Origin of the sequence: Janibacter terrae (assembly GCF_039636765.1) — a bacterium.
Taxonomy (GTDB): domain Bacteria; phylum Actinomycetota; class Actinomycetes; order Actinomycetales; family Dermatophilaceae; genus Janibacter; species Janibacter terrae.
The window spans coordinates 2,309,285-2,335,931 of the sequence record NZ_CP144167.1 but is presented as its reverse complement, the minus strand read 5'-3'; the positions used below and the strand labels follow the sequence as shown (position 1 = coordinate 2,335,931).

The 26,647-nt window shown below is 71.1% G+C and carries 22 protein-coding genes; 11 read left to right on the top strand and 11 right to left on the bottom strand.

The genetic code is table 11. From position 1 onward, the window contains the following. Positions 1 to 57 precede the first annotated feature (57 nt). On the top strand, positions 58 to 3,174 hold the full coding sequence (gene uvrA / locus V3C34_RS11460; protein ID WP_068421286.1) for an excinuclease ABC subunit UvrA: 3,117 nt from the start codon (positions 58 to 60) through the stop codon (positions 3,172 to 3,174). A gap of 56 nt (positions 3,175 to 3,230) precedes the next feature. On the opposite strand, the gene V3C34_RS11455 is transcribed toward uvrA, so the two are convergent. From V3C34_RS11455 to V3C34_RS11435, 5 genes are all read right to left on the bottom strand, one after another. Beyond that, positions 3,231 to 3,935 carry an ABC transporter ATP-binding protein gene (locus V3C34_RS11455; RefSeq protein WP_245634671.1) on the bottom strand — a complete coding sequence of 235 codons (705 nt, stop codon included), beginning with the start codon at positions 3,933 to 3,935 and terminating at the stop codon, positions 3,231 to 3,233. A 5-nt stretch (positions 3,936 to 3,940) separates the two neighbouring features. Further along, entirely contained in the window at positions 3,941 to 4,825 is an 885-nt protein-coding gene (locus tag V3C34_RS11450) for an ABC transporter ATP-binding protein (RefSeq protein ID WP_068421290.1), read from the bottom strand. Next, on the bottom strand, positions 4,822 to 6,489 hold the full coding sequence (locus tag V3C34_RS11445; protein WP_068421293.1) for a branched-chain amino acid ABC transporter permease: 1,668 nt from the start codon (positions 6,487 to 6,489) through the stop codon (positions 4,822 to 4,824). Before V3C34_RS11445 ends, V3C34_RS11450 begins: the two co-directional genes overlap by 4 nt. Beyond that, a complete protein-coding gene (locus tag V3C34_RS11440) occupies positions 6,486 to 7,445 on the bottom strand; it encodes a branched-chain amino acid ABC transporter permease (protein ID WP_068421295.1) in 960 nt (319 codons plus the stop codon). The genes V3C34_RS11445 and V3C34_RS11440 overlap by 4 nt, the downstream gene beginning before the upstream one ends. A 150-nt stretch (positions 7,446 to 7,595) precedes the next feature. Further along, the gene (locus V3C34_RS11435; RefSeq protein ID WP_245634668.1) at positions 7,596 to 8,792 is read right to left on the bottom strand and encodes a branched-chain amino acid ABC transporter substrate-binding protein; all 1,197 of its coding nucleotides are present in this window, start codon (positions 8,790 to 8,792) and stop codon (positions 7,596 to 7,598) included. A 253-nt stretch (positions 8,793 to 9,045) separates the two neighbouring features. On the opposite strand from V3C34_RS11435, the gene V3C34_RS11430 reads away from it, so the two are divergent. The 10 genes from V3C34_RS11430 to V3C34_RS11385 all read left to right on the top strand — a co-directional run bounded on the left by V3C34_RS11430 (position 9,046) and on the right by V3C34_RS11385 (position 18,172). Continuing rightward, positions 9,046 to 9,441 carry a Rieske (2Fe-2S) protein gene (locus V3C34_RS11430; protein WP_338538056.1) on the top strand — a complete coding sequence of 132 codons (396 nt, stop codon included), beginning with the start codon at positions 9,046 to 9,048 and terminating at the stop codon, positions 9,439 to 9,441. Positions 9,442 to 9,450: 9 nt separating this feature from the next. Continuing rightward, complete coding sequence (gene uvrC, locus V3C34_RS11425; protein WP_068323783.1) at positions 9,451 to 11,397, top strand: excinuclease ABC subunit UvrC; 1,947 nt, start codon at positions 9,451 to 9,453, stop codon at positions 11,395 to 11,397. Continuing rightward, the gene (rapZ, locus tag V3C34_RS11420; protein WP_068323786.1) at positions 11,394 to 12,308 is read left to right on the top strand and encodes an RNase adapter RapZ; all 915 of its coding nucleotides are present in this window, start codon (positions 11,394 to 11,396) and stop codon (positions 12,306 to 12,308) included. Before uvrC ends, rapZ begins: the two co-directional genes overlap by 4 nt. A gap of 1 nt (position 12,309) precedes the next feature. Then, positions 12,310 to 13,260: a gluconeogenesis factor YvcK family protein gene (locus V3C34_RS11415; protein ID WP_068323789.1), complete on the top strand. Its 951-nt coding sequence runs from the start codon at positions 12,310 to 12,312 to the stop codon at positions 13,258 to 13,260. Positions 13,261 to 13,306: 46 nt separating this feature from the next. Next, positions 13,307 to 14,287, top strand: a complete 981-nt coding sequence (whiA, locus tag V3C34_RS11410) for a DNA-binding protein WhiA (RefSeq protein WP_068323792.1) — start codon at positions 13,307 to 13,309, stop codon at positions 14,285 to 14,287. Between the two features lie 97 nt (positions 14,288 to 14,384). Next, positions 14,385 to 15,392 (top strand): type I glyceraldehyde-3-phosphate dehydrogenase, encoded by a 1,008-nt coding sequence (gene gap / locus V3C34_RS11405; RefSeq protein WP_068323795.1) that lies wholly within the window; start codon positions 14,385 to 14,387, stop codon positions 15,390 to 15,392. Between the two features lie 32 nt (positions 15,393 to 15,424). Next, positions 15,425 to 16,633, top strand: coding sequence for a phosphoglycerate kinase (locus V3C34_RS11400; RefSeq protein WP_068323803.1), 1,209 nt, complete (start codon positions 15,425 to 15,427; stop codon positions 16,631 to 16,633). 1 nt (position 16,634) lies between these two features. After that, positions 16,635 to 17,429 (top strand): triose-phosphate isomerase, encoded by a 795-nt coding sequence (gene tpiA / locus V3C34_RS11395; protein ID WP_068323806.1) that lies wholly within the window; start codon positions 16,635 to 16,637, stop codon positions 17,427 to 17,429. Between the two features lie 115 nt (positions 17,430 to 17,544). Further along, positions 17,545 to 17,790: a preprotein translocase subunit SecG gene (gene secG, locus V3C34_RS11390; RefSeq protein WP_068323809.1), complete on the top strand. Its 246-nt coding sequence runs from the start codon at positions 17,545 to 17,547 to the stop codon at positions 17,788 to 17,790. Positions 17,791 to 17,821: 31 nt separating this feature from the next. After that, a complete protein-coding gene (locus V3C34_RS11385; RefSeq protein WP_082807470.1) occupies positions 17,822 to 18,172 on the top strand; it encodes an RNA polymerase-binding protein RbpA in 351 nt (116 codons plus the stop codon). On the opposite strand, the gene pgl is transcribed toward V3C34_RS11385, so the two are convergent. The 6 genes from pgl to tkt are packed head-to-tail and all read right to left on the bottom strand — an operon-like array spanning position 18,162 to position 26,394. Continuing rightward, positions 18,162 to 18,890: a 6-phosphogluconolactonase gene (gene pgl, locus V3C34_RS11380; protein ID WP_068323812.1), complete on the bottom strand. Its 729-nt coding sequence runs from the start codon at positions 18,888 to 18,890 to the stop codon at positions 18,162 to 18,164. The two genes, V3C34_RS11385 and pgl, sit on opposite strands and share 11 nt — an antisense overlap. Continuing rightward, on the bottom strand, positions 18,887 to 20,011 hold the full coding sequence (locus V3C34_RS11375) for a glucose-6-phosphate dehydrogenase assembly protein OpcA (protein ID WP_068323813.1): 1,125 nt from the start codon (positions 20,009 to 20,011) through the stop codon (positions 18,887 to 18,889). The genes pgl and V3C34_RS11375 overlap by 4 nt, the downstream gene beginning before the upstream one ends. After that, positions 20,008 to 21,552 carry a glucose-6-phosphate dehydrogenase gene (gene zwf, locus V3C34_RS11370; RefSeq protein WP_068323816.1) on the bottom strand — a complete coding sequence of 515 codons (1,545 nt, stop codon included), beginning with the start codon at positions 21,550 to 21,552 and terminating at the stop codon, positions 20,008 to 20,010. Before zwf ends, V3C34_RS11375 begins: the two co-directional genes overlap by 4 nt. Continuing rightward, positions 21,549 to 23,168 carry a glucose-6-phosphate isomerase gene (locus V3C34_RS11365; protein ID WP_338538063.1) on the bottom strand — a complete coding sequence of 540 codons (1,620 nt, stop codon included), beginning with the start codon at positions 23,166 to 23,168 and terminating at the stop codon, positions 21,549 to 21,551. The genes zwf and V3C34_RS11365 overlap by 4 nt, the downstream gene beginning before the upstream one ends. After that, entirely contained in the window at positions 23,165 to 24,307 is a 1,143-nt protein-coding gene (tal, locus tag V3C34_RS11360) for a transaldolase (RefSeq protein ID WP_338538064.1), read from the bottom strand. The genes V3C34_RS11365 and tal overlap by 4 nt, the downstream gene beginning before the upstream one ends. Then, positions 24,304 to 26,394, bottom strand: coding sequence for a transketolase (gene tkt, locus V3C34_RS11355; RefSeq protein ID WP_346008563.1), 2,091 nt, complete (start codon positions 26,392 to 26,394; stop codon positions 24,304 to 24,306). Before tkt ends, tal begins: the two co-directional genes overlap by 4 nt. Between the last annotated feature and the right edge of the window lie 253 nt (positions 26,395 to 26,647).

The window sequence follows — 26,647 nt, the reverse complement described above, 5'->3', positions numbered from 1 at the left end:
GGCCCGTCCGGCGAAGGGGGGAGAGCGCTGTCGGTGGTCCCGCCTAAGGTTGGGTGCGTGACTGTTGCCAAGGCCGCCGGCTCCCGCCTGCACGACCGGATCGTCGTCCAGGGGGCCCGCGAGCACAACCTCAAGAACATCCATGTCGACATCCCACGCGACTCCCTGGTGGTCTTCACCGGGCTGTCGGGGTCGGGCAAGTCGTCGCTGGCCTTCGACACGATCTTCGCCGAAGGGCAGCGCCGGTACGTCGAGTCCCTGTCGGCCTACGCGCGGCAGTTCCTCGGGCAGATGGACAAGCCGGACGTCGACTTCATCGAGGGGCTGTCGCCCGCGGTGTCCATCGACCAGAAGTCGACGAACCGCAACCCCCGATCGACCGTCGGCACGATCACCGAGGTCCACGACTACCTGCGTCTGCTCTTCGCCCGCGTCGGTCGGCCGCACTGCCCGGTCTGCGGCGAGGCGATCACCCGTCAGAGCCCGCAGCAGATCGTCGACCGGCTCCTCGAGCTGCCCGAGCGCACCCGCTTCCAGGTCCTGGCGCCGGTCGTGCGCGCCCGCAAGGGCGAGTTCGTCGACCTCTTCTCCGAGCTGCGGACCAAGGGCTACAGCCGGGCCCGCGTGGACGGGGAGGTCGTCTCGCTGGCGGAGCCGCCGACGCTGGAGAAGCAGGTCAAGCACACCATCGACGTCGTCGTCGACCGCCTCGTGGCGAAGGGGGAGGAGGACCGGGCCGCGAAGCAGCGGGTCACCGACTCCGTGGAGACCGCCCTCGGGCTCGCCGGGGGCGTGCTCGTCATCGACTTCGTCGACCTCGACGAGGACGACCCGCAGCGTCAGCGCCGCTACTCCGAGACGATGGCCTGCCCCAACGACCACCCGCTCAACATCGACGAGATCGAGCCGCGGTCCTTCTCCTTCAACTCCCCCTTCGGCGCCTGCCCGGTCTGCACGGGCCTGGGGACGGAGCTCGAGGTCGACGCGGAGCTCGTCGTCCCCGACGACGACCTGACGCTCGCGGAGGGGGCCATCGCGCCCTGGGCGCAGGGGACCCAGTCGGCCCAGTACTTCCAGCGCACGATGTCGGCGCTCGGCGACGACCTCGGCTTCGACATGGACACGCCGTGGCGGGCGCTGCCGAGCCGCGCCCGCGAGGCGCTCCTGCACGGACGCAACCACAAGGTGCACGTCAAGTACCGCAACCGCTTCGGGCGGGAGCGCTCCTACAGCACCGGCTTCGAGGGGGTCATCCCCTTCATCAAGCGCCGGCACACCGAGACCGAGTCGGACTGGAGCCGGGAGAAGTACGAGGGGTACATGCGCGAGATCCCGTGCCCGACGTGCCGGGGGACCCGCCTGAAGCCGGAGTCCCTCGCCGTCCTTGTCGGTGGGCAGAGCATCGCCGACGTCTCCTCGCTCTCGATCCGCGAGGCGGCCGGGTTCCTCGACACCGTCGACTTCAGCGAGCGTGAGCGGCAGATCGCCGAGCAGGTCATCAAGGAGATCAACGCACGGCTGGGCTTCCTCCTCGACGTGGGCCTGGAGTACCTCTCCCTCTCGCGGGCCGCGGGCACGCTCTCCGGTGGCGAGGCGCAACGCATCCGGCTGGCCACGCAGATCGGCTCGGGCCTGGTGGGCGTGCTCTACGTGCTCGACGAGCCGAGCATCGGTCTGCACCAGCGCGACAACCACCGGCTCATCGAGACGCTGACCCGGCTGCGCGACCTCGGCAACACACTGATCGTCGTCGAGCACGACGAGGACACCATCGCCGCCTCGGACTGGGTCGTCGACATCGGCCCGGGAGCGGGGGAGCACGGCGGTCACGTCGTCCACTCCGGGCCGCTCGCCGACCTGCTGACGAGCGAGCGCTCGGTGACCGGCCGCTACCTCTCCGGCGACCTTGAGATCCCGGTCCCGGCCGTGCGCCGACCGCAGGACCCCGCGCGCGAGGTCACGGTCAAGGGAGCCAAGGAGCACAACCTCGCCGGCATCGACGTCAGCTTCCCGCTGGGCAACTTCGTCGCGGTGACGGGCGTGTCCGGGTCCGGCAAGTCGACCCTCGTCAACGACATCCTCTACAACGTCATGGCCAACAAGCTCAACGGCGCCCGCCGGGTGCCGGGTCGGCACAAGACGGTGACCGGCCTCGAGCACCTCGACAAGGTCGTGCACGTCGACCAGAGCCCCATCGGTCGCACGCCGCGGTCCAACCCGGCGACGTACACCGGGGTCTTCGACCACGTCCGCAAGCTCTTCGCCCAGACGAGCGAGGCCAAGGTGCGCGGGTACCAGCCGGGCCGGTTCTCCTTCAACGTCAAGGGCGGGCGCTGCGACGCGTGCTCCGGTGACGGCACGCTGAAGATCGAGATGAACTTCCTGCCGGACGTCTACGTCCCGTGCGAGGTCTGCCACGGCGCCCGGTACAACCGGGAGACCCTCGAGGTGCACTTCAAGGGCAAGAACATCGCCGAGGTCCTCGACATGCCGATCGAGGAGGCCGAGGACTTCTTCGCGGCCGTCCCGGCGATCGCCCGCCACATGAAGACCCTCAACGCTGTCGGCCTGGGCTACGTGCGCCTCGGGCAGCCGGCGACGACCCTCTCGGGCGGCGAGGCGCAGCGGGTCAAGCTCGCGGCCGAGCTGCAGAAACGGTCCAACGGGCGCACGATCTACGTGCTCGACGAGCCGACGACCGGCCTGCACTTCGAGGACATCCGCAAGCTGCTGCTCGTGCTCCAGGGCCTGGTCGACAAGGGCAACTCGGTCCTGGTCATCGAGCACAACCTCGACGTGATCAAGTGCGCCGACTACGTCGTCGACATGGGCCCCGAGGGCGGGTCGGGCGGTGGCCAGGTGGTCGCGAGCGGCAGCCCGGAGCAGGTCGCAGCCGTGCCACGCTCCTTCACGGGGCAGTTCCTCGCCCCGGTGCTCGCCTCCTCGTCGGTCTCGCCGGTCGTCGGCGAGCTCGTCGTCGACGAGGCCGACCCGGCCCCCGCGGCGAAGGGAGCGGCCACGAAGAAGTCGGCCTCCGCGAAGAAGACCGCGGCCCGCAGGACCGCGGCCACGAAGGGGACGAAGGTCACCGCGGCGAAGAAGGCCGCGCCGGCCAAGAAGTCCGTCTCGAGTGCGGCGAGCGCGGCGGCCCGCCGTGCGAAGAAGGCGGGCTGACGCGAACGGCGAGGGGTGGGGGCCGCCCCATCCCTCGCCGTCCGGACGTGCCGGGGTCAGTCCTCGCCGAGGTAGGCCTTGCGGACCTCGTCGCTCGTCAGCAGCTCCGCACCGGTGCCCTGGGTGACGATCTTGCCGACCTCGAGGACATAGCCCTGGTTGGCCAGCTTGAGCGCCGCCCGCGCGTTCTGCTCGACGAGGAGGATCGTCGTGCCCTGCGCCTGGAGCGTCTTCACGGTCGACATGATCCGCTTCATCATGATCGGCGAGAGCCCCATCGAGGGCTCGTCGAGCATGAGCAGCTTCGGCCGGGAGAGCATCGCGCGCCCCATGGCGAGCATCTGCTGCTCCCCGCCGGAGAAGGTGCCGGCGGGTTGCGAGCGGCGCTCCCCGAGGATCGGGAAGAGCTCGAAGGCGGCCTGGATGTCCTTGTCGACGCCCCTGTCGCGGCGGGCGAAGGCGCCCAGGCGCAGGTTCTCCTCGACGGTCATCTTCGGGAAGATCCGCCGCCCCTCGGGCGAGTGGGCCAGCCCCAGCGTGACGATCTGGTGCGCGGGCAGCTGGTCGATGCGCTGGCCCTTGAAGCGCACCTCGCCGCTGCTCGGCCGCAGCAGGCCGGAGATGGTGCGGAGGGTGGTCGTCTTGCCCGCACCGTTGGTACCGATGAGGGTGACGACCTCCCCCTCGTCGACGGTGAAGGAGATCCCCTTCACGGCGACGATCTTGCCGTAGGAGACCTCCAGGTCATCGACCTCGAGCATCGCGCTCATCGGCCCTCCTCCTCGTCCGTGGTCGCGCTGAAGGTCGTGTCGACGTCGAGTGCGGCCACCTCATCGTCCTCGTCGTCCGCGACGCCGATGTAGGCCTCGATGACGCGGGGATCGGACTGGACCTCCCCGGGCGTGCCCTCGACGAGCACCTGGCCCCGCACGAGGCAGAGCACCCGGTCGCAGAGGTTGAAGATGAACCGCATGTCGTGCTCGATGACGACGACGGCCAGGCCCGAGTCGCGGATCTTGAAGATCAGCTCCATGGCCTGCTCGGTCTCCTTGGGGTTCATGCCGGCCGTCGGCTCGTCGAGCAGCAGGACCTTGGGATCGGTTGCCAGGGCACGCGCGATCTCGAGGCGACGCTGGTCGCCGTAGGGCATGTTGCGCGCGAGCAGGTGCGCGCTGCGCCCGAGGCCGACGTAGTCGAGCAGCTCCTGGGCACGGTCGGTCGTCTCGCGCTCCTCGCGACGGAACTTCGGGCCCCGGATGATCGAGGTGAAGGCTCCCGAGGAGGTCCGGCAGAAGCGACCCACCATGACGTTCTCCAGCGCGGTCATGTTGCCGAAGAGCCGGATGTTCTGGAAGGTGCGTGCCATGCCTGCGCGGACGACGGCGCGCGGCTTCGGAGGGATCTGCGTGCCGAAGAGCGCCACCTCGCCCTCGGTCGGCTTGTACATGCCGGTGAGGCAGTTGAAGAAGGTCGTCTTCCCGGCGCCGTTGGGGCCGATGAGCCCGACGATCTCACCCTCGCGAACGTCCATCGAGACGTCGTCGACGGCGACGAGACCACCGAAGCGCATCGTGACGTTGCGGGCGTCGAGGATGACCCCCGGCGCTGCCTGCGACTCCGCGGTCGGGGGAGTGGTGGTTGCGGTGCTCACTTGGCTGCCTCCAGCTCGTCGATGACCACTGTCTCGGCCAGGTCCTCGTCGTCCTCGTGGAACTCCAGCTGGCGACGCTTGCTGGCGACGAGGCCCTCGGGACGCACGCGCATCATGACGACGAGCACGAGCCCGAACATCAGGAGGCGGTAGTCCTCGAGGAAGCGCAGCTTCTCCGGGAGGAACTTCAGGATCGCGGCGCCGATGAGCACACCGCCGACCGTGCCCATGCCGCCGAGGACGACGGCAGCGAGCAGGAAGGCGGACTCGAGGAAGATGTAGCTGTCCGGGGAGACCGCCTGGTCCATGTGGGCCTTGACCGTGCCGGCCATGCCGGCCAGCGAGGCGCCCCCGGCGAAGGCGAGCAGCTTGAGCCCGAAGACGTTGACGCCCATGGCCTCGGCAGCGCGCTCGTCCTCACGGATCGCGACCCACCCGCGCCCGATGCGGGAGTTGTTCAGGTGGGTGAAGACGACGATCACGAAGACGATGAGCGCGATGAGCACGAAGTAGTAGTTGCCCGCACGCGGGATCTCGATACCGAGGATGGTGTGCGTGTCGCCGAAGTTGAACCCGAAGAAGTCCAGGTCCGGGATGGCGTTGATGCCGTTGGACCCCCGCGTGATGAGCGGGCCGGAGGTGCCGTCGAGGTTGAACATCGCCAGACGGAAGATCTCACCGAAGGCGAGCGTGACGATGGCGAGGTAGTCGCCGGAGACGCGCAGGGTCGGCGAGCCGATGATCAGACCCAGGATGCTCGAGACGAGACCGCCGATGAGCATCACGACGAGGAAGGGGGGCTTCCACCCGATCGTCGCGAAGGCGGAGTACGACATCGTGGCCCCGACGTAGGCACCGGCGCCGAGGAAGGCGATGTAGCCGAGGTCGAGGAGGCCGGCGAGGCCGACGACGATGTTGAGGCCGAGCGCGGTCGCCGCGAAGATCAGCACATTGCCGGCGATCGTCAGGTTGCCCTCGGAGCCGCCCTGGGTGAAGGGGAAGGCGAGCGCCACCGCGAAGGTCGCGAGCGTGAAGACGCGCCGGTGGCGCAGGGTCACGCCACCGATCCACGCCGCCATGTTGGAGCGCGTGAAGGTGAGCGTCACGCCGATGAGCATGCCGACGAGCAGGACGAGCACCCACGGTTCCTGCTGCTTCAGGGCGTACTGCGCCGTGTAGAGCGCGATGCCGAGCAGGGCCGCGATGGTCAGGATCTCCACCCAGGCGGGCAGCGCGAGCGCGGCCGGGTCGAGGACCTTGCGCTCGGGCGTCATGAAGCCGGCGACTGCGACGAGCAGCCCGCCGACGACGGCGACCCACACCCCTTCGTTGGCGTTGATCAGGCCACCGGACTCGAAGGAGATGGCTCCCAGCGAGACCACGGAGAAGATCGCGCCGGTGACGCCGATGGTGCGCAGCCCGCGGCCGGCGTCGATGTGCTCGGCCCACCGACGCAGGGGACCCAGCACGACGAGCGCCAGCACGAGCGAGACGAGACCGATGACGATCGCGTAGACCTGCAGGGTGACCGGCCAGAAGCGGACGGAGATGTCACCGAAGAGGGGCTCGAAGCTCCACGACAGGAAACCGGAGACGATGAGCAGGACGGAGCCGGCGACCGCGAGCGGCGCTGCGAGACGGGGGTTCTGGGACGGCGACTTCATGCGCGGTCCACCACCTTTGCACCCATGATGCCTTGGGGTCGGAAGACGAGGACGAGGATGAGGATCGAGAAGGCCCAGATGTCCTTCCACGGCGATCCGCCGGGCAGGTACTGGATGGCCATCGACTCGAGGACACCCAGGACGAGGCCACCGACGACCGCGCCCTGGATGTTGCCGATGCCCCCGAGCACGGCGGCGGTGAAGGCCTTAAGGCCGTAGATGAAGCCCATCTTGAAGTTGATGTTGGTCGTCTGCAGGCCGTACGCGACTCCGGCGACGGCGGCGAGCGCGGCGCCGACGGCGAAGGCCGTGACGATCATCCGGTCGACGTTGATGCCCATGAGGCGCGCGGTGTCGGGGTCCTGCGAGACGGCCTGCATCGCGCGGCCCGTGCGCGTGCGGTTGATGTAGTACCAGAGCCCGACGGCGCTGATGACGAGGCAGGCGATCGTGAACAGCGCCGGCCGCTGCAGCGTGACGTTGCCGAGGGTGAAGGCCTCACCGGAGATGCCGTCGACCTGGGGGAAGACGACCTTCTGCTTCGCAGAGGGGAAGTCGAAGGGGTTGACCGAGGAGATGAAGAGCGTCGGGTCGTTGTACCCGACGCGGACGAGCTCCTGCAGGAAGACCGAGATGCCGATGGCCGTGATGAGCGGTGCCAGACGGGGCGCGTTGCGCAGCGGCCGGTAGGCCACGCGCTCCATGAGCACCGCCACGAGGACCGAGGCCGCGACGGCGCCGAGGAGGATGAGCGGCAGGGTCCACAGGGCCGTCTGCCCGGGGAAGAGGACCAGCGAGGTCGAGAGCGCGCCGAAGGCGCCGATCATGAAGATCTCGCCGTGCGCGAAGTTGATGAGCTGGATGATGCCGTAGACGACGGTGTAGCCGACGGCGATCAGGGCGTACAGGGACCCGATGGTCAGACCGTTGACGATCTGCTGGGCGACTTGTTCCACGTGTCCTCCTGGGGCGTGGACGCAGGTCGTGCGTCCACCACGTGCGTCGAGGGGATGTGACGAAGGGGGATCTCAGCGGTGGGGTGAGGATGCGAAGCCGCTTCCCCACCCCACCGGATGACCTGACCGGGGACGGTCAGATCAGGTCGATCACTTGAACTCCTCGGTGTTCACGTCCGTCCACTTGCCGCCCTTGACCTCGTAGACGGTGAGGACCCGCGTGGTGTTGTCGCCGTACTCGTCGAAGGCGACCTTGCCGGTCACCCCGTCGAAGGAGACGTCCTTCATCGCGTCGATGGTGGCCTGGCGGGCCTCCTCCACGCTGGAGGCGTCCTTGAGCGAGACCTTCATCGCCTCGATGATCGACTGGCCCGCGTCGTAGGCGTAGGCGCCGTAGGCCTCGGCCGGGTCGCTGTAGCCGGCGGCCTCGTAGTCCTCCAGGAACTTCTTGCCGGCGTCCAGGCTCTCGGTCGGGGCGCCGACCGAGGTGGCGAGGTCGCCGTCGGAGCCCTTGCCGGCGAGCTTGATGAACTCCGGCGAGAAGATGCCGTCACCGCCCATGAGCGGGATGTCGAGACCGCCGGCCTTGAGCTGCTGGCTCAGGGGTGCGCCCTGGGGGTACTCCCCGCCGTAGTAGACGGCCTTGGGCTTCTTGGCCTTGAGGGAGGAGACGACGGCGTCGTACTTGTCCTCGTCGGGGTTGATCGTCTCGGAGGCGACGACCTTGCCGCCGAGCTTCTCGTACTCCTTGGTGAAGGCCTCGACGAGACCCTGGCCGTAGGTCTTCTTGTCGTGGACGGTCGCGATCTCCTTGATGCCGGCCTTCTCGTAGAGGTACCGGGCGGCGAAGGGCCCCTGGATGCTGTCGGTGGTGCAGACGCGGAAGTAGCTGGCGTAGACCCGCTCCGGGGAGTCCTCCGGCTTGGCCCCGCGGGTGAGCGTCGGGTTGGTGTTGGCGGGCGAGACCATCGTGATCTTCGCCTTGTCGAGGATCGGCTGCACCGGGCCGGCGACGGACGAGTTCAGCGTGCCGACGACGCCGATGACCTCGTTGTCCGAGGCCAGCTTGGAGGCAGCGTTCTTGCCGACCTCGGGCTTGCCCTCGTCGTCCTCGGGGACGACCTCGATCTGCCAGTCGCCGAGGTCGCCGGACTGGTTCGCCTGGTCGGCCGCGAGCTCGACCGAGTGCTGGATGCCGAGGCCCAGGGCGGAGAGGTCGCCGGACAACGGCGCGACGACACCGATCTTCACGACCTTCTTGTCACCGCCCGAGTCGCCGGAGCCGTCGGAGCCGCCGCTGTCGCCGCGGGTGCCGCAAGCCGACAGGGCCATGGTCGCGACGAGCATCGTCGCTCCCGTTGAGATGACGGAACGCCTGATCACGTGTCCTCCTGGTGCTGGGATGTGCGGCCGTGCGGCCTCGGCGCGCAACTCTGGTGCTGCGGGCTGTGCAGGGAATGTAGGCCTGCGGAGGCCGTGATGTGTCCCACATCGCAAGACCGTGACTCGCTCGTTACCAAGTGGTCATCACCGTGGTGACCCACGGACCCCGGTGGCAGGATCGGGGGCCGGACCGATCCCCCTTCGGAAGGGCTCTGAGATGAGCACGACGCGACGCGCCGCCATGTCCCTCGCCGCGACCGGTGGTGCCGGTCTGCTCGCCGCCTGCGGGGGTGACGGCTCCGCGGCCGGCGAGACCGGCGGAGGGGGCACGGGTCGCGTGAGCATCCCGGTCGCCGACGTGCCCGAAGGGGGAGGCGTCGTGCGTGACGACGTCGTCGTCACCCAGCCGAGCGCCGGCGAGTTCAGGGCCTTCGACGCCAGGTGCCCGCACCAGGGTTGCGCGGTGGCCGCCGTGACCGCCGAGGCCATCGAGTGCCCGTGCCACGGCAGCCGCTTCGACCCGGCGACCGGGGCGGTGACGCAGGGCCCCGCGACGACCGGCCTCACGGCGAGGACGGCGACCGTCGAGGGCGCTGACGTGACCGTCTCATAGGCTCGGGGGGTGGCAGATCCGGCGACCTACCGACCCGCCCCGGGGTCCATCCCGACCGATCCGGGCGTGTACCGCTTCCTCGACGAGCACGGGCGGGTCATCTACGTCGGCAAGGCCAAGTCCCTGCGCTCGCGGCTCTCCTCGTACTTCCAGGACATCTCCGCGCTGCACCCGCGCACCTCGCGGATGGTGCGCACCGGCGCCCGGGTCGAGTGGACCGTCGTCGCGACCGAGGTCGAGGCGCTCCAGCTCGAGTACGCGTGGATCAAGGAGTTCGACCCCCGCTTCAACGTCAAGTACCGCGACGACAAGTCCTACCCCTACCTCGCGGTGACCCTCGGCGAGGAGTTCCCCCGCGCGCAGGTGCTGCGCGGCGCCAAGCGCAAGGGCACGCGCTACTTCGGCCCGTACACCCACGCCTGGGCGATCCGCGAGACGCTCGACCTGCTTCTGCGGGTCTTCCCCGTGCGCACGTGCAGCAAGGGCGTCTTCAAGCGGGCCGAGCAGTCCGGCCGCCCCTGCCTCCTCGGGTACATCGACAAGTGCTCGGCGCCGTGCGTCGGCCGCGTCACCCCTGAGGAGCACCGCGCGCTCGCGCTGGAGCTGTGCGACTTCCTCGCCGGGGACACCGCCCGGTTCGTGCGGCGGCTCGAGCGGCGGATGAAGGAGGCGGCCGCCGAGCTCGACTTCGAGCAGGCCGCCCGCCTTCGTGACGACGTCGCGGCGCTCACCAAGGCCCTCGAGAAGTCCGCGGTCGTCCTGCCGGACGGCACCGACGCCGACGTCTTCGCCCTGGCCGACGACGAGCTCGAGGTCGCCATCCAGGTCTTCCACGTCCGTGGCGGCCGCATCCGGGGCCAGCGGGGCTGGGTCGCGGAGAAGGCGGCCGAGGACCTCCCGGAGGTCGTCGAGCACCTCCTCCAGCAGGTCTACGGCGGCGAAGGGGGAGAGGCCGTGCCCCGTGAGGTGCTCGTCCCCGTCGTGCCCCCGGACGCCGCGCAGGTGGCGGCCTGGCTGACCGAGCGTCGTGGCAGCTCCGTGGACCTGCGTGTCCCGCAGCGCGGCGACAAGCGCGCACTCATGGAGACCGTGGCCCGCAACGCCGAGCAGTCCCTCGCCCGGCACAAGGTGGCCCGGGCCGGTGACCTCACGGCGCGCAGCCAGGCCCTGCAGGAGCTGCAGGAGGCGCTCGGCCTCGACGACGCGCCCCTGCGCATCGAGGGGTACGACATCAGCCACGTGCAGGGCAGCGACGTCGTGGGCTCGATGGTCGTCTTCGAGGACGGGTTGGTGCGCAAGGGGGAGTACCGGCGCTTCATCGTCCGGGGTGACGTCGACGGACGCACCGATGACACCGCGGCCATGCACGAGGTCCTCTCGCGCCGCTTCGCCCGCCACCTCAAGGACCGCGAGCGCGACGCGACCGATCCCGAGACCGGTGAGGTGCGCCGCTTCGCCTACCCGCCCAACCTCGTCGTCGTCGACGGCGGGGCCCCGCAGGTCGCGGCCGCCCAGCAGGTGCTCGACGAGCTCGGCGTCGACGACGTCGCCGTCGTCGGCCTGGCCAAGCGGCTCGAGGAGGTCTGGGTCCCCGGGGACGAGCATCCCGTGATCCTCGCCCGCACGAGCGAGGCCCTCTACCTCCTGCAACGCCTGCGCGACGAGGCGCACCGCTTCGCCAACACCTTCCACCGTGAGCGGCGCAGCAAGTCGATGACACGCAGCGCGCTCGACGGCATCCCCGGTCTCGGCGAGGCCCGCCGGGCCGCCCTGCTCGCCAGATTCGGCTCCGTCAAGCGGATCCGGGCGGCGTCGGCGGAGGAGCTGGCGACCACATCCGGGATCGGACCTGCCCTCGCGGAGCGGATTGCGGCAGAGTTGGCCGGGACGACGACCACGCCGGCCGTGAACCTCACCACCGGTGAGGTGCTCGACGACGCAGGAGGAACCCAGTGAACGAGACCGACACCGCCGCGGCGGCCGAGAGCGACTGGGTCCCGGAGGTCGTCGTCGTCACCGGGATGAGCGGAGCCGGCCGCTCGACGGTCGGCAACGTCATGGAGGACCACGGCTGGTACGTCATCGACAACCTGCCGGTCAGCCTGCTCCCGGAGCTGCTGCGTCTCGGGGTGAGCCGGGGCGAGGACATCGCCGCGAGCGAGCCCCCGGTGCGCATCGGCATCGTCCTCGACGTGCGCGCCCAGGGTTTCGACACCCTGACCCAGGCCCTCACGATGCTGCGGGAGCGGGGGTGGACCACCCACCTCGTCTTCCTCGAGGCGACCAACGAGTCGCTCGTGCGGCGCTTCGAGAGCGTGCGCCGACCGCACCCGCTGCAGGGCAAGGGCCGGCTGCTCGACGCGATCATCCGCGAGCGGGAGGTCCTCGCGGGCGTGCGGGCGAGTGCCGAGACGGTCATCGACACCTCGGGCCTGAACGTCCACCAGCTGAGCCGCAAGATCAGCCCGCTCTTCGTCGAGGACTCCTCGGAGCGGTTGCGCATGGCGGTGCTGTCCTTCGGGTTCAAGTACGGGGTCCCGCTCGACGCCGACTTCGTCCTCGACATGCGCTTCCTGCCCAACCCGCACTGGGTGCCCGAGCTGCGCCAGCACACCGGGCGGGAGGCCCAGGTCGCCGAGTTCGTGCTCAGCCAGCCCGGTGCGCGCGAGTTCATCGACGGCGTCGACACCATGCTGCGTCCGGTCATCGCGGGGTACCTGCGCGAGAACCGGCGCTACGTCACCCTCGCCGTGGGCTGCACGGGGGGCAAGCACCGGTCGGTGGCCCTCGCCGAGGCGCTGGCCTCGCGGCTCTCGTCGAACGACGTCGCCACCTTCGTCGTCCACCGTGACCTCGGGCAGGAGTGACGTGGTCGACGCCCTCCGCTCGGCCAAGGTGGTCGCCCTCGGCGGTGGCCACGGGCTCGCCGCCAGCCTGTCCGCCCTTCGCCTCGTGTGCGAGCAGGTGACGGCCATCGTCACGGTTGCCGACAACGGCGGCTCGTCGGGTCGCCTGCGTACGGACTTCGACGTGCTGCCGCCGGGCGACCTGCGGATGGCGCTCACCGCGCTGTGCGACGACAGCGAGTGGGGCCAGACGTGGAGCGACGTGCTCCAGCACCGGTTCACCGGTGAGGGGGATCTCGCCGGGCACGCCCTGGGCAACCTGCTCATCGTGGCGCTTTGGCAGCTGCACGAGGACCCGGTGACCGGGCTCGACCTCGTGGGGCGGCTGCTGTCCTCGCGCGGACGCGTGCTGCCGATGGCCGCCGTGCCGCTCGATCTCGTCGCCCGCGTCAGCGGTCTGGACCCGGCGGCGCCGACGGCCACGAAGGAGGTGCGCGGACAGGTCGAGATCGCGCGCACCCGCGGTCTCGTCGAGTCGATCTCCCTCGTGCCGGACAACCCACCGGCCCGCCCCGAGTCGGTGGAGGCCGTCGACGCGGCCGACCACATCGTCCTCGGGCCGGGTTCCTGGTACACCTCGGTGCTGACCCACCTGCTCGTGCCGGACCTGCGGGACGCGCTGACCCGCACGACCGCGACCAAGATCCTGACGCTCAACCTCGAGATGCACACCGCCGAGACGCGGGGGTTCTCCGCGACGCAGCACATCCGAACGCTCCACGCGATGGCGCCGGACCTGCGCTTCGACGTCGTGCTCGCCGACCCCTGGACGATCGAGGACCGCAGTCGCCTCGAGTGGGCCTGCGGCATGTTGGGCGCGGAGCTGGTCGCCATGCCGCTCGCCCAGCAGGATCGTCCGGGGCAGCACGATGCGCTGCGTCTCGCGGCCGCCTATCGTGACATCCTCTCGTGAGCGCGCGCGCGACCCGCACGGCCGACAACCGGGAAGGAACCCACACATGGCGATGACCGACAAGGTCAAGGACGAGCTGAGCCGTTTCGAGGTGACCAAGACCTGCTGCCGCAAGGCAGAGGTGGCCAGCCTGCTCCGATTCGCCGGGGGGCTGCACATCGTCAGCCGCCAGATCGTCGTCGAGGCCGAGGTCGACACCGCCCAGACGGCGCGACGTCTGCGCAAGAACATCGCCGAGCTCTACGGCTACCCCTCCGAGCTGACCGTGATCGCCGCCGGCGGGCTGCGCAAGGGCAGCCGCTACGTCGTCAAGGTCGGGGCGGACGGCCCGGCCCTCGCGCGCCAGACCGGGCTCGTGGACGCCGACGGCCGTCCCGTCCGCGGTCTGCCGCCCCGGGTCGTCGGCGGGTCGGTCTGCGACGCCGAGTCGGCGTGGCGCGGTGCCTTCCTCGCCCACGGCTCCCTCACCGAGCCGGGCCGCAGCTCCTCGATGGAGATCACCTGCCCGGGGCCGGAGGCGGCCCTGGCCCTCGTCGGTGCCGCCCGACGCCTCGGCATCCAGTCCAAGGCCCGCGAGGTCCGCGGGGTCGACCGCGTCGTCATCCGCGACGGCGACGCCATCTCGGCCATGCTGACCCGTCTGGGTGCCCACGACGCGATGATGGCGTGGGAGGAGCGCCGCATGCGCCGCGAGGTGCGGGCCACCGCCAACCGACTGGCCAACTTCGACGACGCCAACCTGCGTCGTTCGGCCCGCGCCGCGGTCGCCGCCGGGGCCAGGGTGCAGCGTGCCCTGGAGATCCTCGGGGACGACATCCCGGACCACCTGCGCGAGGCCGGCCAGCTGCGCCTCGAGCACAAGGAGGCCTCGCTCGAGGAGCTGGGCCAGCGGGCCGAGCCCCCGATGACCAAGGACGCCGTGGCCGGACGCATCCGGCGTCTCCTCGCGATGGCCGACAAGCGGGCAGACGACGAGGGCATCCCCGGCACCGAGGCGACGCTCACCTCGGACATGCTCGACGGGTGACCCGGCTCGACGCCGGGGGTGACGCAGGCCATAGGGTGTGAGGGACCAGGAGCCGCGTCCGCGGCGCTCGTGGAATCTCTCTCTGGAGGCACCCACTGTGACTGTTCGAGTTGGCATCAACGGCTTCGGCCGCATCGGCCGCAACTTCTTCCGCGCCGTCAGGGCCTCGGGGGCCGACGTCGAGGTCGTCGCGTTCAACGACCTGGGGGACGACGCCACCCAGGCCCACCTGCTGCGCTACGACTCCATCCTCGGACGCTTCGACGGTGACGTGCAGGTCGTCGAGGGCGGTATCGAGGTCGACGGTCGCCTGATCACCTCGCTCGCCGAGCGCGACCCGGCCAAGCTGCCCTGGGGCGACCTCGGGGTCGACGTCGTCATCGAGTCCACGGGATTCTTCACCGACGCGACCGCGGCCCGGGCCCACGTCGACGCCGGCGCGAAGAAGGTGATCATCTCGGCTCCCGCGAAGAACGAGGACATCACCGTCGTCATGGGCGTCAACGACGACCTGTACGACGGGGCGAAGCACACGATCATCTCCAACGCCTCCTGCACGACCAACTGCCTCGCGCCCATGGCCAAGGTGCTGCACGACTCGCTCGGTATCACCAAGGGCCTGATGACGACGATCCACGCCTACACGGCCGACCAGAACCTCCAGGACGGCCCGCACAAGGACCTGCGTCGGGCCCGTGCCGCGGGGCTCAACATCGTGCCGACGTCCACCGGCGCGGCCAAGGCGGTCGCGCTCGTGCTGCCCGAGCTGAAGGGCAGGCTCGACGGGTACGCCCTTCGCGTCCCCGTCCCGACCGGCTCCGCCACCGACCTGACCTTCGAGGCGGGCCGCGAGACCACTGTCGAGGAGGTCAACGCGATCATGCGCGCGGCGGCCACCGAGGGCCCGCTCGTCGGCAAGCTCGTCTACACGGAGGACCCGATCGTCTCCAAGGACATCGAGACGGACCCGGCGAGCTGTATCTTCGACTCCGGCCTGACCAAGGTCATCGGCAACCAGGTCAAGGTCGTCGGCTGGTACGACAACGAGTGGGGCTACTCCAACCGCCTCGTCGACCTCGTGGTCCACGTCGGCGCCTCCCTCTGACCGCACTGACGGACCCCCACCGAAAGGCACCTGTGAAGACCCTCGCCGACCTCGGGGACCTGCGCGGCAAGCGCGTCCTCGTCCGCTCCGACCTCAACGTCCCGATCGACGGGACGTCGATCACCGACGACGGCCGGATCCGGGCCTCGCTCCCCACGATCACCCGGCTCGTCGAGGCCGGCGCCCGGGTCGTCGTCACCGCCCACCTGGGCCGGCCCAAGGGTGCCCCGGACGCGCAGTACTCGTTGGCCCCCGTGGCCACCCGCCTGGGCGAGCTGCTCGGTGCGGACGTCGCCTTCGCCACGGACACGGTGGGGGAGTCGGCGCGGTCGGTCGTCGCCGGCCTGGAGGACGGGCAGGTCGCCCTCCTGGAGAACCTGCGCTTCAACCCGGGCGAGACGAGCAAGGACGCGGCCGAGCGGGGCGCCTTCGCCGACCGCCTCGCCGAGCTGGCCGACGCGTACGTCTCCGACGGCTTCGGCGTGGTGCACCGCGCGCAGGCCTCGGTGTACGACATCGCGACCCGTCTGCCGGCGGCCATGGGGGGCCTCGTCCAGACCGAGGTCGACGTCCTGCGACGGCTCACGAGCGAGCCCGAGCGGCCCTATGCCGTCGTGCTGGGTGGTGCCAAGGTGAGCGACAAGCTCGGCGTCATCGACAACCTCCTGGGCACCGCCGACCGCCTCCTCATCGGGGGCGGCATGGTCTTCACCTTCCTCAAGGCGCAGGGCCACGAGGTCGGCACGAGCCTGCTCGAGGAGGACCAGCTCGGCACGGTCAGGGAGTACCTCGAGCGCGCCGAGCGCGACGGGGTCGAGATCGTCCTGCCCACCGACGTGGTCGCGGCCACCGCGTTCTCCGCGGACGCCGACCACGAGGTCGTCGCCGCCGACGCGATCCCGGCCGACCGGATGGGTCTGGACATCGGCCCCGACTCCGCCGAGGTCTTCGCGGACCGGTTGGCCGACTGCCGGACGGTCTTCTGGAACGGCCCGATGGGCGCCTTCGAGATGGCCCCGTACGCGGCCGGCACCCGCGCGGTCGCGGCCGCGCTCGTCGAGGCGACGAAGGGGGGCGCTCTCACCGTCGTCGGTGGCGGCGATTCCGCGGCCGCCGTGCGCCAGCTCGGCTTCGCCGACAGCGACTTCGGTCACATCAGCACCGGTGGCGGTGCCAGCCTCGAGTACCTCGAGGGCAAGGAGCTGCCCGGTCTCGCGGTCTTCGACGGGCAGGGGGCCTGACATGGCCGGCGCGCGCACCCCGCTCATGGCGGGCAACTGGAAGATGAACCTCGACCACCTGCAGGGCACCCACCTCGTGCAGAAGCTCGACTGGACCCTGCGCGACGCCAAGCACGACGTCTCGCAGGTCGAGGTCGTCGTCCTGCCCCCCTTCACGGACCTGCGCTCGGTCCAGACGCTCGTCGAGGGCGACCGTCTCGCCCTGCGCTACGGCGCCCAGGACCTCAGCCCGCACGACTCCGGCGCCTTCACCGGCGACATCTCCGGTGCCTTCCTCGCCAGGCTCGGGTGCAGCTACGTCGTCGTGGGCCACAGCGAGCGGCGCGACGGGCACGACGAGGACGACACCGTCGTCGCGAGCAAGGCCGCCGCGGCCTTCCGCCACGGTCTCGTCCCGATCGTCTGCGTCGGCGAGGGGCTCGAGGTGCGGCAGGCCGGCGAGCACGTCGCCCACGTCCTCGCCCAGGTCGAGGGCAGCCTCGCCGGGATCACGCCGGAGCAGGCCGCGAGCGTCGTCGTCGCCTACGAGCCGGTCTGGGCCATCGGCACCGGCGAGGTCGCGACGCCCGAGGACGCCCAGGAGGTCTGCGAGGCCATCCGCGGCAAGCTCGGCGAGCTCTACTCGCCGGAGGTCGCCGACGGCGTCCGCGTCCTCTACGGCGGCTCGGTCAAGTCCGGCAACATCGCCTCGATCATGGCCGGCGGCGACGTCGACGGGGCGCTCGTCGGCGGCGCCTCCCTCCAGCCCGAGGAGTTCGCGGCCATCTGCCGCTACCAGCAGCACCTCACCGCCTGAGCGTGTCGGCGGCGCCCGGAGCGCGGGTGGACCGGGCAACCGGGGTATCCTGACGCGGGCGCTGCCGCCGCGGCGGCTCCCCACCGACTGACCCGACCGACAAGGACCTGATCGCGTGAACGCCGTCCGCATCGGACTGCAGGTGATCCTCGTGATCACCGGCCTGATCCTCACCCTGCTCATCCTCATGCACAAGGGGAAGGGCGGCGGCATGTCCGACATGTTCGGTGGCGGCATGTCCGCCTCCCTGGGCAGCTCATCGGTCGCCGAGCGCAACCTCTCGAGGTTCACGGTCATCGTCGGGCTCATCTGGTTCACGGCCGTCGTCGGGATCGGACTCATCGACCGCTTCGACGCCTGACCGCGTCCCGCACACCCCTAGGAGCTTCGACATGGCAGGTGGAAACGCTATCCGTGGCAGCCGCATCGGCGCCGGACCCATGGGAGAGGCCGAGCGGGGTGACGCGGCACCGCGCGCGTTCGTCACGTACTGGTGCTCCAGGGGGCACGAGGTGACCCCGTCCTTCTCCCTCGACGAGAGCGTCGAGATCCCGGAGCAGTGGGAGTGCACGCGCTGCGGGCTGCCTGCCGGCCGGGACAAGGACAACCCGCCCGCCCCGCCCACGGCCGAGGTCTACAAGACCCACCTGGCCTACGTGAAGGAGCGCCGCTCCGACAGCGAGGGCGAGGCGATCCTCGAGGAGCGCCTCGGCGAGCTGCGCGACCGCGGCCTCATCCGCTGACTGCGGCCTCGTCCACCAACCACAGGGTCCGCTCCAGGCCGCGCAGCCGGGCGGCGGTGCTCTCCTGCGCCGGGGCGCCGCCGACCCCCTTCGCCACCGCCTCGGCCTTGTCCGCACCGGCGACGACGAACCACACCTCACGTGAGTTGCCGAGGCACTCGAGCGTGATCGACACCCGCGTCGGCGGCGGCTTGGGGGAGTCGTGGACCGCGACGACGAGCGTGTCGGAGAGCAGCTGGGCCGGGTGGCCGGGGAAGAGGGAGGCCACGTGCCCGTCCGGACCGACGCCGAGCAGGACGATGTCCCAGCTGCCGCTGCCGTCCTCGCGCAGCGTCCGCTCGTAGGCCGCGGCCGCTTCCTCCGGCGAGCCGGAGGCCTCGGGGCCGGCGAGGCGGTGGACGTGCTCCGCCCGCAGCCCCAGGCCGGTCAGCCCGGCGGCGTCGTTCTGGGTGTCGTTGCGCTCGGCGTCACCGGCGGGCAGGTAGCGCTCGTCGCCCCACCAGACGTGGACCGCGTCCCAGTCGACGGCGTGGCGGGCCGGGTGCTCGGCGAGCGCGGCGACGACCGCCGACCCCATGGACCCGCCGGTGAGGGCGATGTCCGCCCGCCCGCGTGCCGTGATGGCGTCCTGCAGGGCCACGAGCAGACGGCTCGCGGTCATCGCGGCGAGGTCCTGCGCGCCCGGGTGGACGAGGACGAAGGGGGCCGCCCCGGTCACGCCTCGTCCTCGGTGCGCAACCGGTCGCGTACAGCGGTCCGCACGGCCTCGGTCGAGCTGCTGGCGTCCTCGGGGGCGGCCTCGACCATCGCGTTGCGGATGATCTTGCTCGACTCCTTGGTGAGTCGCTCGACCTCCTGACGGGCCTCGCTCGGCGAGGGGACCTCGCCGGCCCGGACCGCGTCGGTCATGGTGGTGCGCCGCCGGGTGATCTTCGGCAGCCCCGAGATGAGCGCGTCCGCGTAGACGTCGTCGGGGTCGAGGCGGCTCAGCTCGTCGGCGAGGCACTCGGCATCGGAGCGCGGGGCCAGGGCGATCGCCCGCTGCGGCTGGTCGGGCTGGTCGAGCGTCGCGGTGTCCCCGAGCTGCGGCCGCACCAGGTCGGTCGGGCCGGAGGCGCGCTCGAGGCGCACGCTGACGATGCCCGAGCCCTCGCGGGAGCGGACCAGGCTGACCGGGCACCGCAGGCTGTGGCGCAGCCATGCCGCCAGCAGGTCGGCCGAGGGGGAGTCCGCGCCGCCGACGACGGTGGCCGCGGTGACCGACTCGAAGGGTGCTCGGTCCAGGGCCGTGGCCAGCAGCCCGCGCCAGAGGGTGATCCGGCTCCACGCCAGGTCGGTGTCGCCGGGGCGGTAGGCCTTGCCCAGCCGCCGCAGCATCGCACCGGGGTTGTCAGCGACGGCGCAGTCCGTGATCCGTCGCTGGGCCATCGCACCCACGGGGTCGCCACCGGGGTCCTTGGGCGCGTCGTGGGGCCACCACGCGACGACGGGGGAGTCGGGCAGGAGCAAGGGCGTCACGACGCTGCGGGCATGGCCGATGAGCTCCCCGTACAGCCGCAGGACGACGACCTCGGAGGCACCGGCATCGCCGCCGACGCGGATCTGCGCGTCGAGGCGCGCCTTGCCGCGGGCGTTGGCGAGGATGACGCAGACGATGCGGGCCGGGTGCTGGTGGCTCGCGGCGTTGGCGACCGCCAGAGCGTCCTCGGCCTCGTCCTCGCCGACGACGATGACGAGGGTGAGGACGCGGCTGAGGGCCATCGCCCCGACGTCCTCACGGATCTCGACGAGCCGGTGGCTGATCTGGGACGTGCTGGCGTTGGGCAGGTCGACGATCACGGCATCCTCCAGGTGCGTCCGTCACGCTGCATCATCTCGTCGGCGGCGGCCGGGCCCCAGGTGCCGGCCGCATACTGCTCGACGCCGCCCTCCTGCGAGCTCCAGAAGCGCTCGATCGGGTCGAGGATCCGCCACGAGAGCTCGACCTCCTCGTGCCGGGGGAAGAGCGGCGGGTCGCCGAGCAGGACGTCGAGGATGAGCCGCTCGTAGGCCTCGGGGCTGGACTCGGTGAAGGCCCGGCCGTAGCCGAAGTCCATCGTCACGTCGCGCACCTCCATCTGGTTGCCCGGGACCTTGGCGCCGAAGCGCATCGTCACCCCTTCGTCGGGCTGCACCCGGATCACGACGGCGTTCTGCCCGAGCTCCTCGGTCTCCGTGTCGGTGAAGGGCAGGTGCGGCGCGCGCTTGAAGACGACCGCGATCTCCGTGACCCGGCGCCCGAGCCGCTTGCCGGTGCGCAGGTAGAAGGGCACGCCCGCCCAGCGCCGCGTGTCGACGTCGAGGCGCATGGCGGCGTAGGTCTCGGTCGCGGAGCCGGCGGCGACCCCGTCCTCCTCGAGGTAGCCGATGACCTTCGTCCCGCCCTGCCACCCGGCGGCGTACTGGCCGCGGACCGTGCCGCCGGCGAGGTCCTCGGGGACGCGGACGGCCTCGAGGATCTTCTCCTTCTCGGTGCGCAGGGCCCCAGCCTTGAAGCTCGTCGGCTCCTCCATGGCGGTGAGCGCGAGGAGCTGCAGCAGGTGGTTCTGGATGACGTCGCGGGCGGCGCCGATCCCGTCGTAGTACCCGGCGCGGCCACCGATGCCGATGTCCTCGGCCATGGTGATCTGCACGTGGTCGACGTAGTGGCTGTTCCACACCGGCTCGAACATCTGGTTGGCGAAGCGCAGCGCCAGGAGGTTCTGGACCGTCTCCTTGCCGAGGTAGTGGTCGATCCGGAAGATCGAGTCCGGCGGGAAGACCGCCTCGACGATCCTGTTGAGCTCCTGCGCGCTCTCCAGGTCGTGCCCGAAGGGCTTCTCGATGACGACCCGACGCCACGAGTCCTCGGTCTGCGCCGCCAGCCCGGACCGCTGGAGCTGCTCGCAGACCGTGGAGAAGAAACCCGGAGGGATCGACAGGTAGAACGCGTGGTTGCCACCCGTGCCGCGCTGCTCGTCGAGCTCGCGCACGGTCTGGGCCAGCAGGTCGAAGGCCGCGTCGTCGTCGAAGGTGCCCGGCACGAAGCGGAAGCCCTCGGACAGGCTGCGCCAGACCTCCTCGCGGAAGGGGGTGCGCGCGTGCTCGCGCACCGCGTCGTAGACGACCTTGCCGAAGTCCTGGTCGGCCCAGTCACGTCGGGCGAAGCCCACGAGCGAGAAGCCCGGCGGCAGCAGCCCCCGGTTGGCGAGGTCGTAGATCGCCGGCATGAGCTTCTTGCGGGCGAGGTCCCCGGTGACCCCGAAGAGGACGAGGCTGCACGGACCGGCGATGCGCGGCAGCCGCTTGTCCCGAGGGTCCCGCAGGGGGTTGGAGTCGGCGGTGACGCGCGCGGGGCTCATGCCCGGCCGCCCATCAGGGCGGCACCGATCCGGGTCAGACGGTCCGACGCCGGGTCGTCGACGTGCAGCACGAGGACCGGCCGTCCGTGCTCGCCGAGCACCTGCGCATCGCCGCCCGCCTGCGCCGCGATGAACTCGCCGAGGGTGAAGTCGCGTCCAGGTACCGCCAGGTCCGCGCGCGGCTCGTCGGTGACCTGGATGTAGACACCGGTGGCGGGTCCACCCTTGTGGTACTGGCCGGTGGAGTGCAGGAACCGTGGTCCCCACCCGAAGGTCACCGGTCGCTGGACCCGCTCGGCCAGGGCATCGGTCACCCCGGCGAAGGGTGCCCTGCGGTCGCGGTCGAGATAGGCCATGACGGCCACGTAGCCGTGCTCGGGGTCGAGCTGCGCGAGGAGCGCGCTGACCGCGTCCTCGAGCGTCGCGGCGTCCCCGAGCCAGTCCCCGCCGTGGTGGCTGATCGTCACGTTGCCATCGACGGCGTCCGGGGTGGACGCGGTCGCACCGTCACCGGCCATCAGGTCGCGGGCGGCCTGCTTGGCACTCTCGACGTCGGGCTGGTCGAAGGGGTTGATCCCGAGCAGTCGCCCGGCGACCGCCGTGGCGGTCTCCCACAGGAGGAACTGTGCACCCAGCGAGCCGCCGACGTCGACGCTCGAGACGGCGCCGGGAGCGCTCTCGTCGCCGTCCTCGGGCACCAGTCGCACGACCGTCGCGTCGTCGGGCGCGGAGGACCGGCCGGGCGCGTCGAGGACGACGGGCAGCAGCCCCTTGCCCTCCTTGCCGGTGGACTCGGCGATGAGCTGCTCGGCCCAGTCACCGAGTCCCTTGGCGGCAGTGCCGTGGTCGACGAGGTAGAGCTTGTCGCGAAGGGGGGAGGTCCCGCCCATCGCGGCGCCGAGACGGAGCGCGGGGTTGGCCTCGTCGTCGTCGGCGAGCAGGTCGGCGACCGACTCGGCGTCGTCGAGGAGGGCCTCGACGTCGGCGCCGGCCAGGCCGGAGGGCACGAGGCCGAAGGCGGTGAGCGCCGAGTAGCGCCCGCCGACGGCGGGGTCGGCGGTGACGACGCGCTGGCCCTTGGCGCGCGCGTCCTCCTCGAGCGGGCTCCCGGGGTCGGTGACCACGATGATCCGGCGGGCGGCATCGATGCCGGCGTCGGCGAAGGCCTGCTCGAAGACCCGGCGCTGGCTGTCGGTCTCGACGGTGGAGCCGGACTTGCTCGAGACGACGACGACCGTCCGCTCGAGGTCGCTCACGGCGGCCCGCACGACGTCCGGGTGGCTGGAGTCGAGGACGACGAGCGGCACGCCGGCGGTGGCGCAGATGACCTCCGGGGCGAGCGAGCTGCCGCCCATGCCGCACAGGACGACGCGGTCGACACCCTGCTCGCGCAGGTCGTCGCGCAGGGCCGCGATCTCGCCCACCAGGTGGCGCGAGGTGCGACCGAGCCCGACCCAGGACAGCCGCTTGGCGGCCTCCTCCTCGGCGGTCGGGCCCCACAGGGTGGGGTCCTGCGCGAAGATCCGGCTCGCGACGCGGTCATCGACGAGGGTCGGGACGTGCGCGGCGACGGCCTCCGCCGCCGCGCCGGACGCGGCCACGGAGAGGCTGGTCACCTCGAGGCCACCTTGTCCAGCTCTGCGCGGACACCGTCGAGCAGCTCGCCCCACGCCTTCTCGAACTTGTCGACGCCCTCGGTCTCGAGCTGGTCGGTGACCGCGGTGTAGCTGATCCCGAGGCGGTCGAGCGCGTCGAGCACCTCGGCGGCCTCGGCGTACCGGTCGGTGACCTGGTCACCGGTGATCTCACCGTGGTCGATCGTCGCGTCGAGCGTCTTCTCCGGCATCGTGTTGACCGTGTTGGCCGCGACGAGCTCGGTGACGTAGAGCGTGTCGGGGTAGTCGGGGTTCTTGACGCCCGTGGAGGCCCACAGCGGACGCTGGGGGCGCCCCCCTTCGCCCTGCAGGCGCTGCCAGCGGGGCGTCGAGAAGACCTCCTCGTAGGCCTGGTACGCGAGGCGGGCGTTGGCGACGCCGGCCTTGCCGCGCAGGGCGAGCGCCTCGTCGCTACCGATCGCCTCGAGCCGGGCGTCGACCTCGGTGTCGACGCGGGAGACGAAGAAGGAGGCGACCGAGTGGATCCTCGAGATGTCCTTGCCGGCGGCGAGCGCCTGCTCGATCCCCTCGACGAAGGCGTTCATCACCGCGCGGTAGCGCTCGAGGCTGAAGATCAGGGTGACGTTGACGCTGATGCCCGCGGCGAGCGTCTGCGTGATCGCCGGCAGGCCGGCCTCGGTCGCCGGGATCTTGATGTAGACCTGCGGGCGGTCGACGGCGTCGGACAGCTGACGGGCGACGACCGCGGTCTGCTCCGCGTCCTGCGCCAGCCGCGGGTCGACCTCGATGGAGACGCGACCGTCGACGCCGTCGGTCGCCTCGAAGATCGGCGCGAAGAGGTCGCACGCCTCGCGCACGTCGTCGGTGGTCAGTGCGAAGACGACCTCGTCGACGTCCTTGCCCTGCGCGGCGAGGTCCGAGAGCTGCTCGGTGTAGGCCTCGCCCTCGGCGAGGGCGGCCTGGAAGATCGAGGGGTTGGTCGTGACACCGACGATGCCCTTGGTGTCGATGAGCTCCTGGAGGTTGCCCGAGCGCAGCCGCTCCCGGCTGAGGTCGTCGAGCCAGACGGAGACACCGGCCGCGCGCAGCGCGGCGACGGGGGCGGGTGCGGCGGGGAGCTGCTCTGCCATGTCGATCATCCCTTCGCGTTCTTGATGGATGCCTTGGCGGCCTTGACGACGGCCGCCGGCGTGATGCCGAACTTCTCGTACAGGGTGGCCGCGTCGGCGGAGGCACCGAAGTGGTCGATGCCGACGCACTCACCGGCGTCGCCGACGACCTCGCGCCAGCCGAAGGTGGTCGCGGCCTCGACGGACACGCGGGCCCGGACGGCGGGCGGCAGGACCTTGTTCTTGTACGAGGTGGACTGGCGGTCGAACCACTCGCGGCACGGCATGGAGACGACGCGGGTGCCGGTCCCGGCCTTCTCGAGCGTCGCGCGTGCAGCCAGCGCGACGGCGACCTCGGTGCCGGTGGCGACGAGGACGACGTCGGGCGTGTCCGTGCTCGACTCGGCGAGGACGTAGGCGCCCTTGGCCGCTCCCTTCGCCGCCGCGTACTCGCCGCGGTCGACGATCGGGGTGCCCTGGCGGGAGAGGGCGAGGGCCGCGGTGGTGCGGTTCCTCAGGACCTCACCCCAGCAGACGCTCACCTCGTTGGCGTCGCCCGGGCGCACGACGTCCAGACCCGGGATCGCGCGCAGCGCGGCGAGGTGCTCGATCGGCTGGTGCGTCGGGCCGTCCTCGCCCAGGCCGATGGAGTCGTGGGTCCACACGTACGTGACCGGCAGCTGCTGCAGCGCGGCGAGCCGGACGGCGGGGCGCATGTAGTCGGAGAAGACGAGGAAGGTGCCGCCGTAGACCCGGGTGAGGCCCTCGAGGGCGATGCCGTTCATCGCCATGCCCATGCCGTGCTCGCGGATGCCGAAGTGGAGGGTGCGGCCGTACTGGTCGCCCTTCCACGTGTCGGTCTGCTTGCTCTTGGGCACGAAGGAGGGCTCGCCGTCCATCGTCGTGTTGTTGGAGCCCGCGAGGTCGGCGGAGCCGCCCCACAGCTCCGGCATGACGTCGGCGAGGGCGGTGAGGACCTTGCCGGACGCGGCACGGGTCGCCATCCCCTTGTCGGAGGCGTCGAAGGTCGGCAGCGCCTGGTCCAGCCCGGCCGGCAGCTCCCCGGCCTGCAGGCGCTCGAGCAGGGCAGCGCGCTCCGGGTTGGCCTTGCGCCACGTGGCGAAGCCCTTGTCCCAGTCCTTGTGGGCGGCCTTGCCGCGCTTCTTGACCTCACGGGCGTGGGCGAGCACGTCCTTCTCGACGGCGAAGGACTTCTTCGGGTCGAAACCGAGCAGCTCCTTGGTCGCCGCGACCTCGTCCTCGCCGAGGGCCGAGCCGTGCGAGGCCCCGGTGTCCTGCTTGGTCGGGGCGGGCCAGGCGATGATCGTGTGCAGGACGATCAGCGTGGGGGCCTTGGTGTTCTCCTTCGCCTGCGTGCAGGCGGCGAGCAGCGCGTCGATGTCCTCGACGTACGCGTTGCCGTCACCGCTGCGGCGCCAGTCGACGTCGATGACCTCCCAGCCGTAGGCGCGGTAGCGCGCGCCCACGTCCTCGCTGAAGGCGATGTCGGTGTCGTCCTCGATCGAGATCTGGTTGGCGTCGTAGATGACGTTGAGGGTGCCGAGCTCCTGGTGGCCGGCGAGCGAGCCGGCCTCCGCGGAGACGCCCTCCTGCATGTCGCCGTCGGAGGCGAGGCACCAGATCGTGTGGTCGAAGGGGGAGGTCCCCGGCGCGGCGTCCGGGTCGAGCAGGCCGCGCTGGCGGCGCTGCGCCATCGCCATGCCGGTCGCGGAGGCGAGGCCGGAGCCGAGGGGGCCGGTCGTGATCTCGACACCGGGGGTGTGGTGCACCTCGGGGTGGCCGGGCGTCAGCGAGTCCCACGTGCGCAGGGACTTCAGGTCGCTGAGCTCGAGGCCGTAACCGGAGAGGAAGAGCTGGACGTACTGGGTGAGCGAGGAGTGCCCGACGGAGAGGACGAAGCGGTCGCGTCCGAGCCACGTCGGGTCGGACGGGTCGTGCGTCATGACCTGCTGGTAGAGCAGGTAGGCCACGGGGGAGAGGCTCATCGCGGTGCCCGGGTGGCCGCTGCCGCACTCCTGCACGGCGTCGGCGGCGAGGAGGCGTCCGGTGTCGACGGCGCGGACGTCGAGGTCGCTCCAGCCGGCCTTCTTCGCCAGGGGACGGGGGAGTGCCTCGGAGCGGGAGGAGGTCCCGGCCGGTCCGGCAGGGTTGGCCGAGGCGACCGTGCGGGTGGTGCCCGAGGGGCGCGACTGGGCGGCCGCCTTCTTCGCGGGGGCCTTGGGGGAGGTGCCGGTGTCCGTGCTCACGGAGGGATCTCTCTTTCGGTGGCGCGTATGTGCTCGCCACCAACCCTAGTGCGCGGCGCCGTGGACGACGGATCCACGGGGTGGGGGCCGCCCTCGCCCCCGG

Bases quoted from the DNA above. Each gene is read 5' to 3' on its own strand.
- V3C34_RS11455 (WP_245634671.1), bottom strand. From the start codon at position 3,935: ATGCTCGAGGTCGATGACCTGGAGGTCTCCTACGGCAAGATCGTCGCC.
- V3C34_RS11445 (WP_068421293.1), bottom strand. From the start codon at position 6,489: ATGAAGTCGCCGTCCCAGAACCCCCGTCTCGCAGCGCCGCTCGCGGTC.
- V3C34_RS11435 (WP_245634668.1), bottom strand. From the start codon at position 8,792: ATGCTCGTCGCGACCATGGCCCTGTCGGCTTGCGGCACCCGCGGCGAC.
- V3C34_RS11430 (WP_338538056.1), top strand. From the start codon at position 9,046: ATGAGCACGACGCGACGCGCCGCCATGTCCCTCGCCGCGACCGGTGGT.
- whiA (WP_068323792.1), top strand. From the start codon at position 13,307: ATGGCGATGACCGACAAGGTCAAGGACGAGCTGAGCCGTTTCGAGGTG.
- tpiA (WP_068323806.1), top strand. From the start codon at position 16,635: ATGGCCGGCGCGCGCACCCCGCTCATGGCGGGCAACTGGAAGATGAAC.
- V3C34_RS11385 (WP_082807470.1), top strand. From the start codon at position 17,822: ATGGCAGGTGGAAACGCTATCCGTGGCAGCCGCATCGGCGCCGGACCC.
- zwf (WP_068323816.1), bottom strand. From the start codon at position 21,552: ATGAGCCCCGCGCGCGTCACCGCCGACTCCAACCCCCTGCGGGACCCT.
- tal (WP_338538064.1), bottom strand. From the start codon at position 24,307: ATGATCGACATGGCAGAGCAGCTCCCCGCCGCACCCGCCCCCGTCGCC.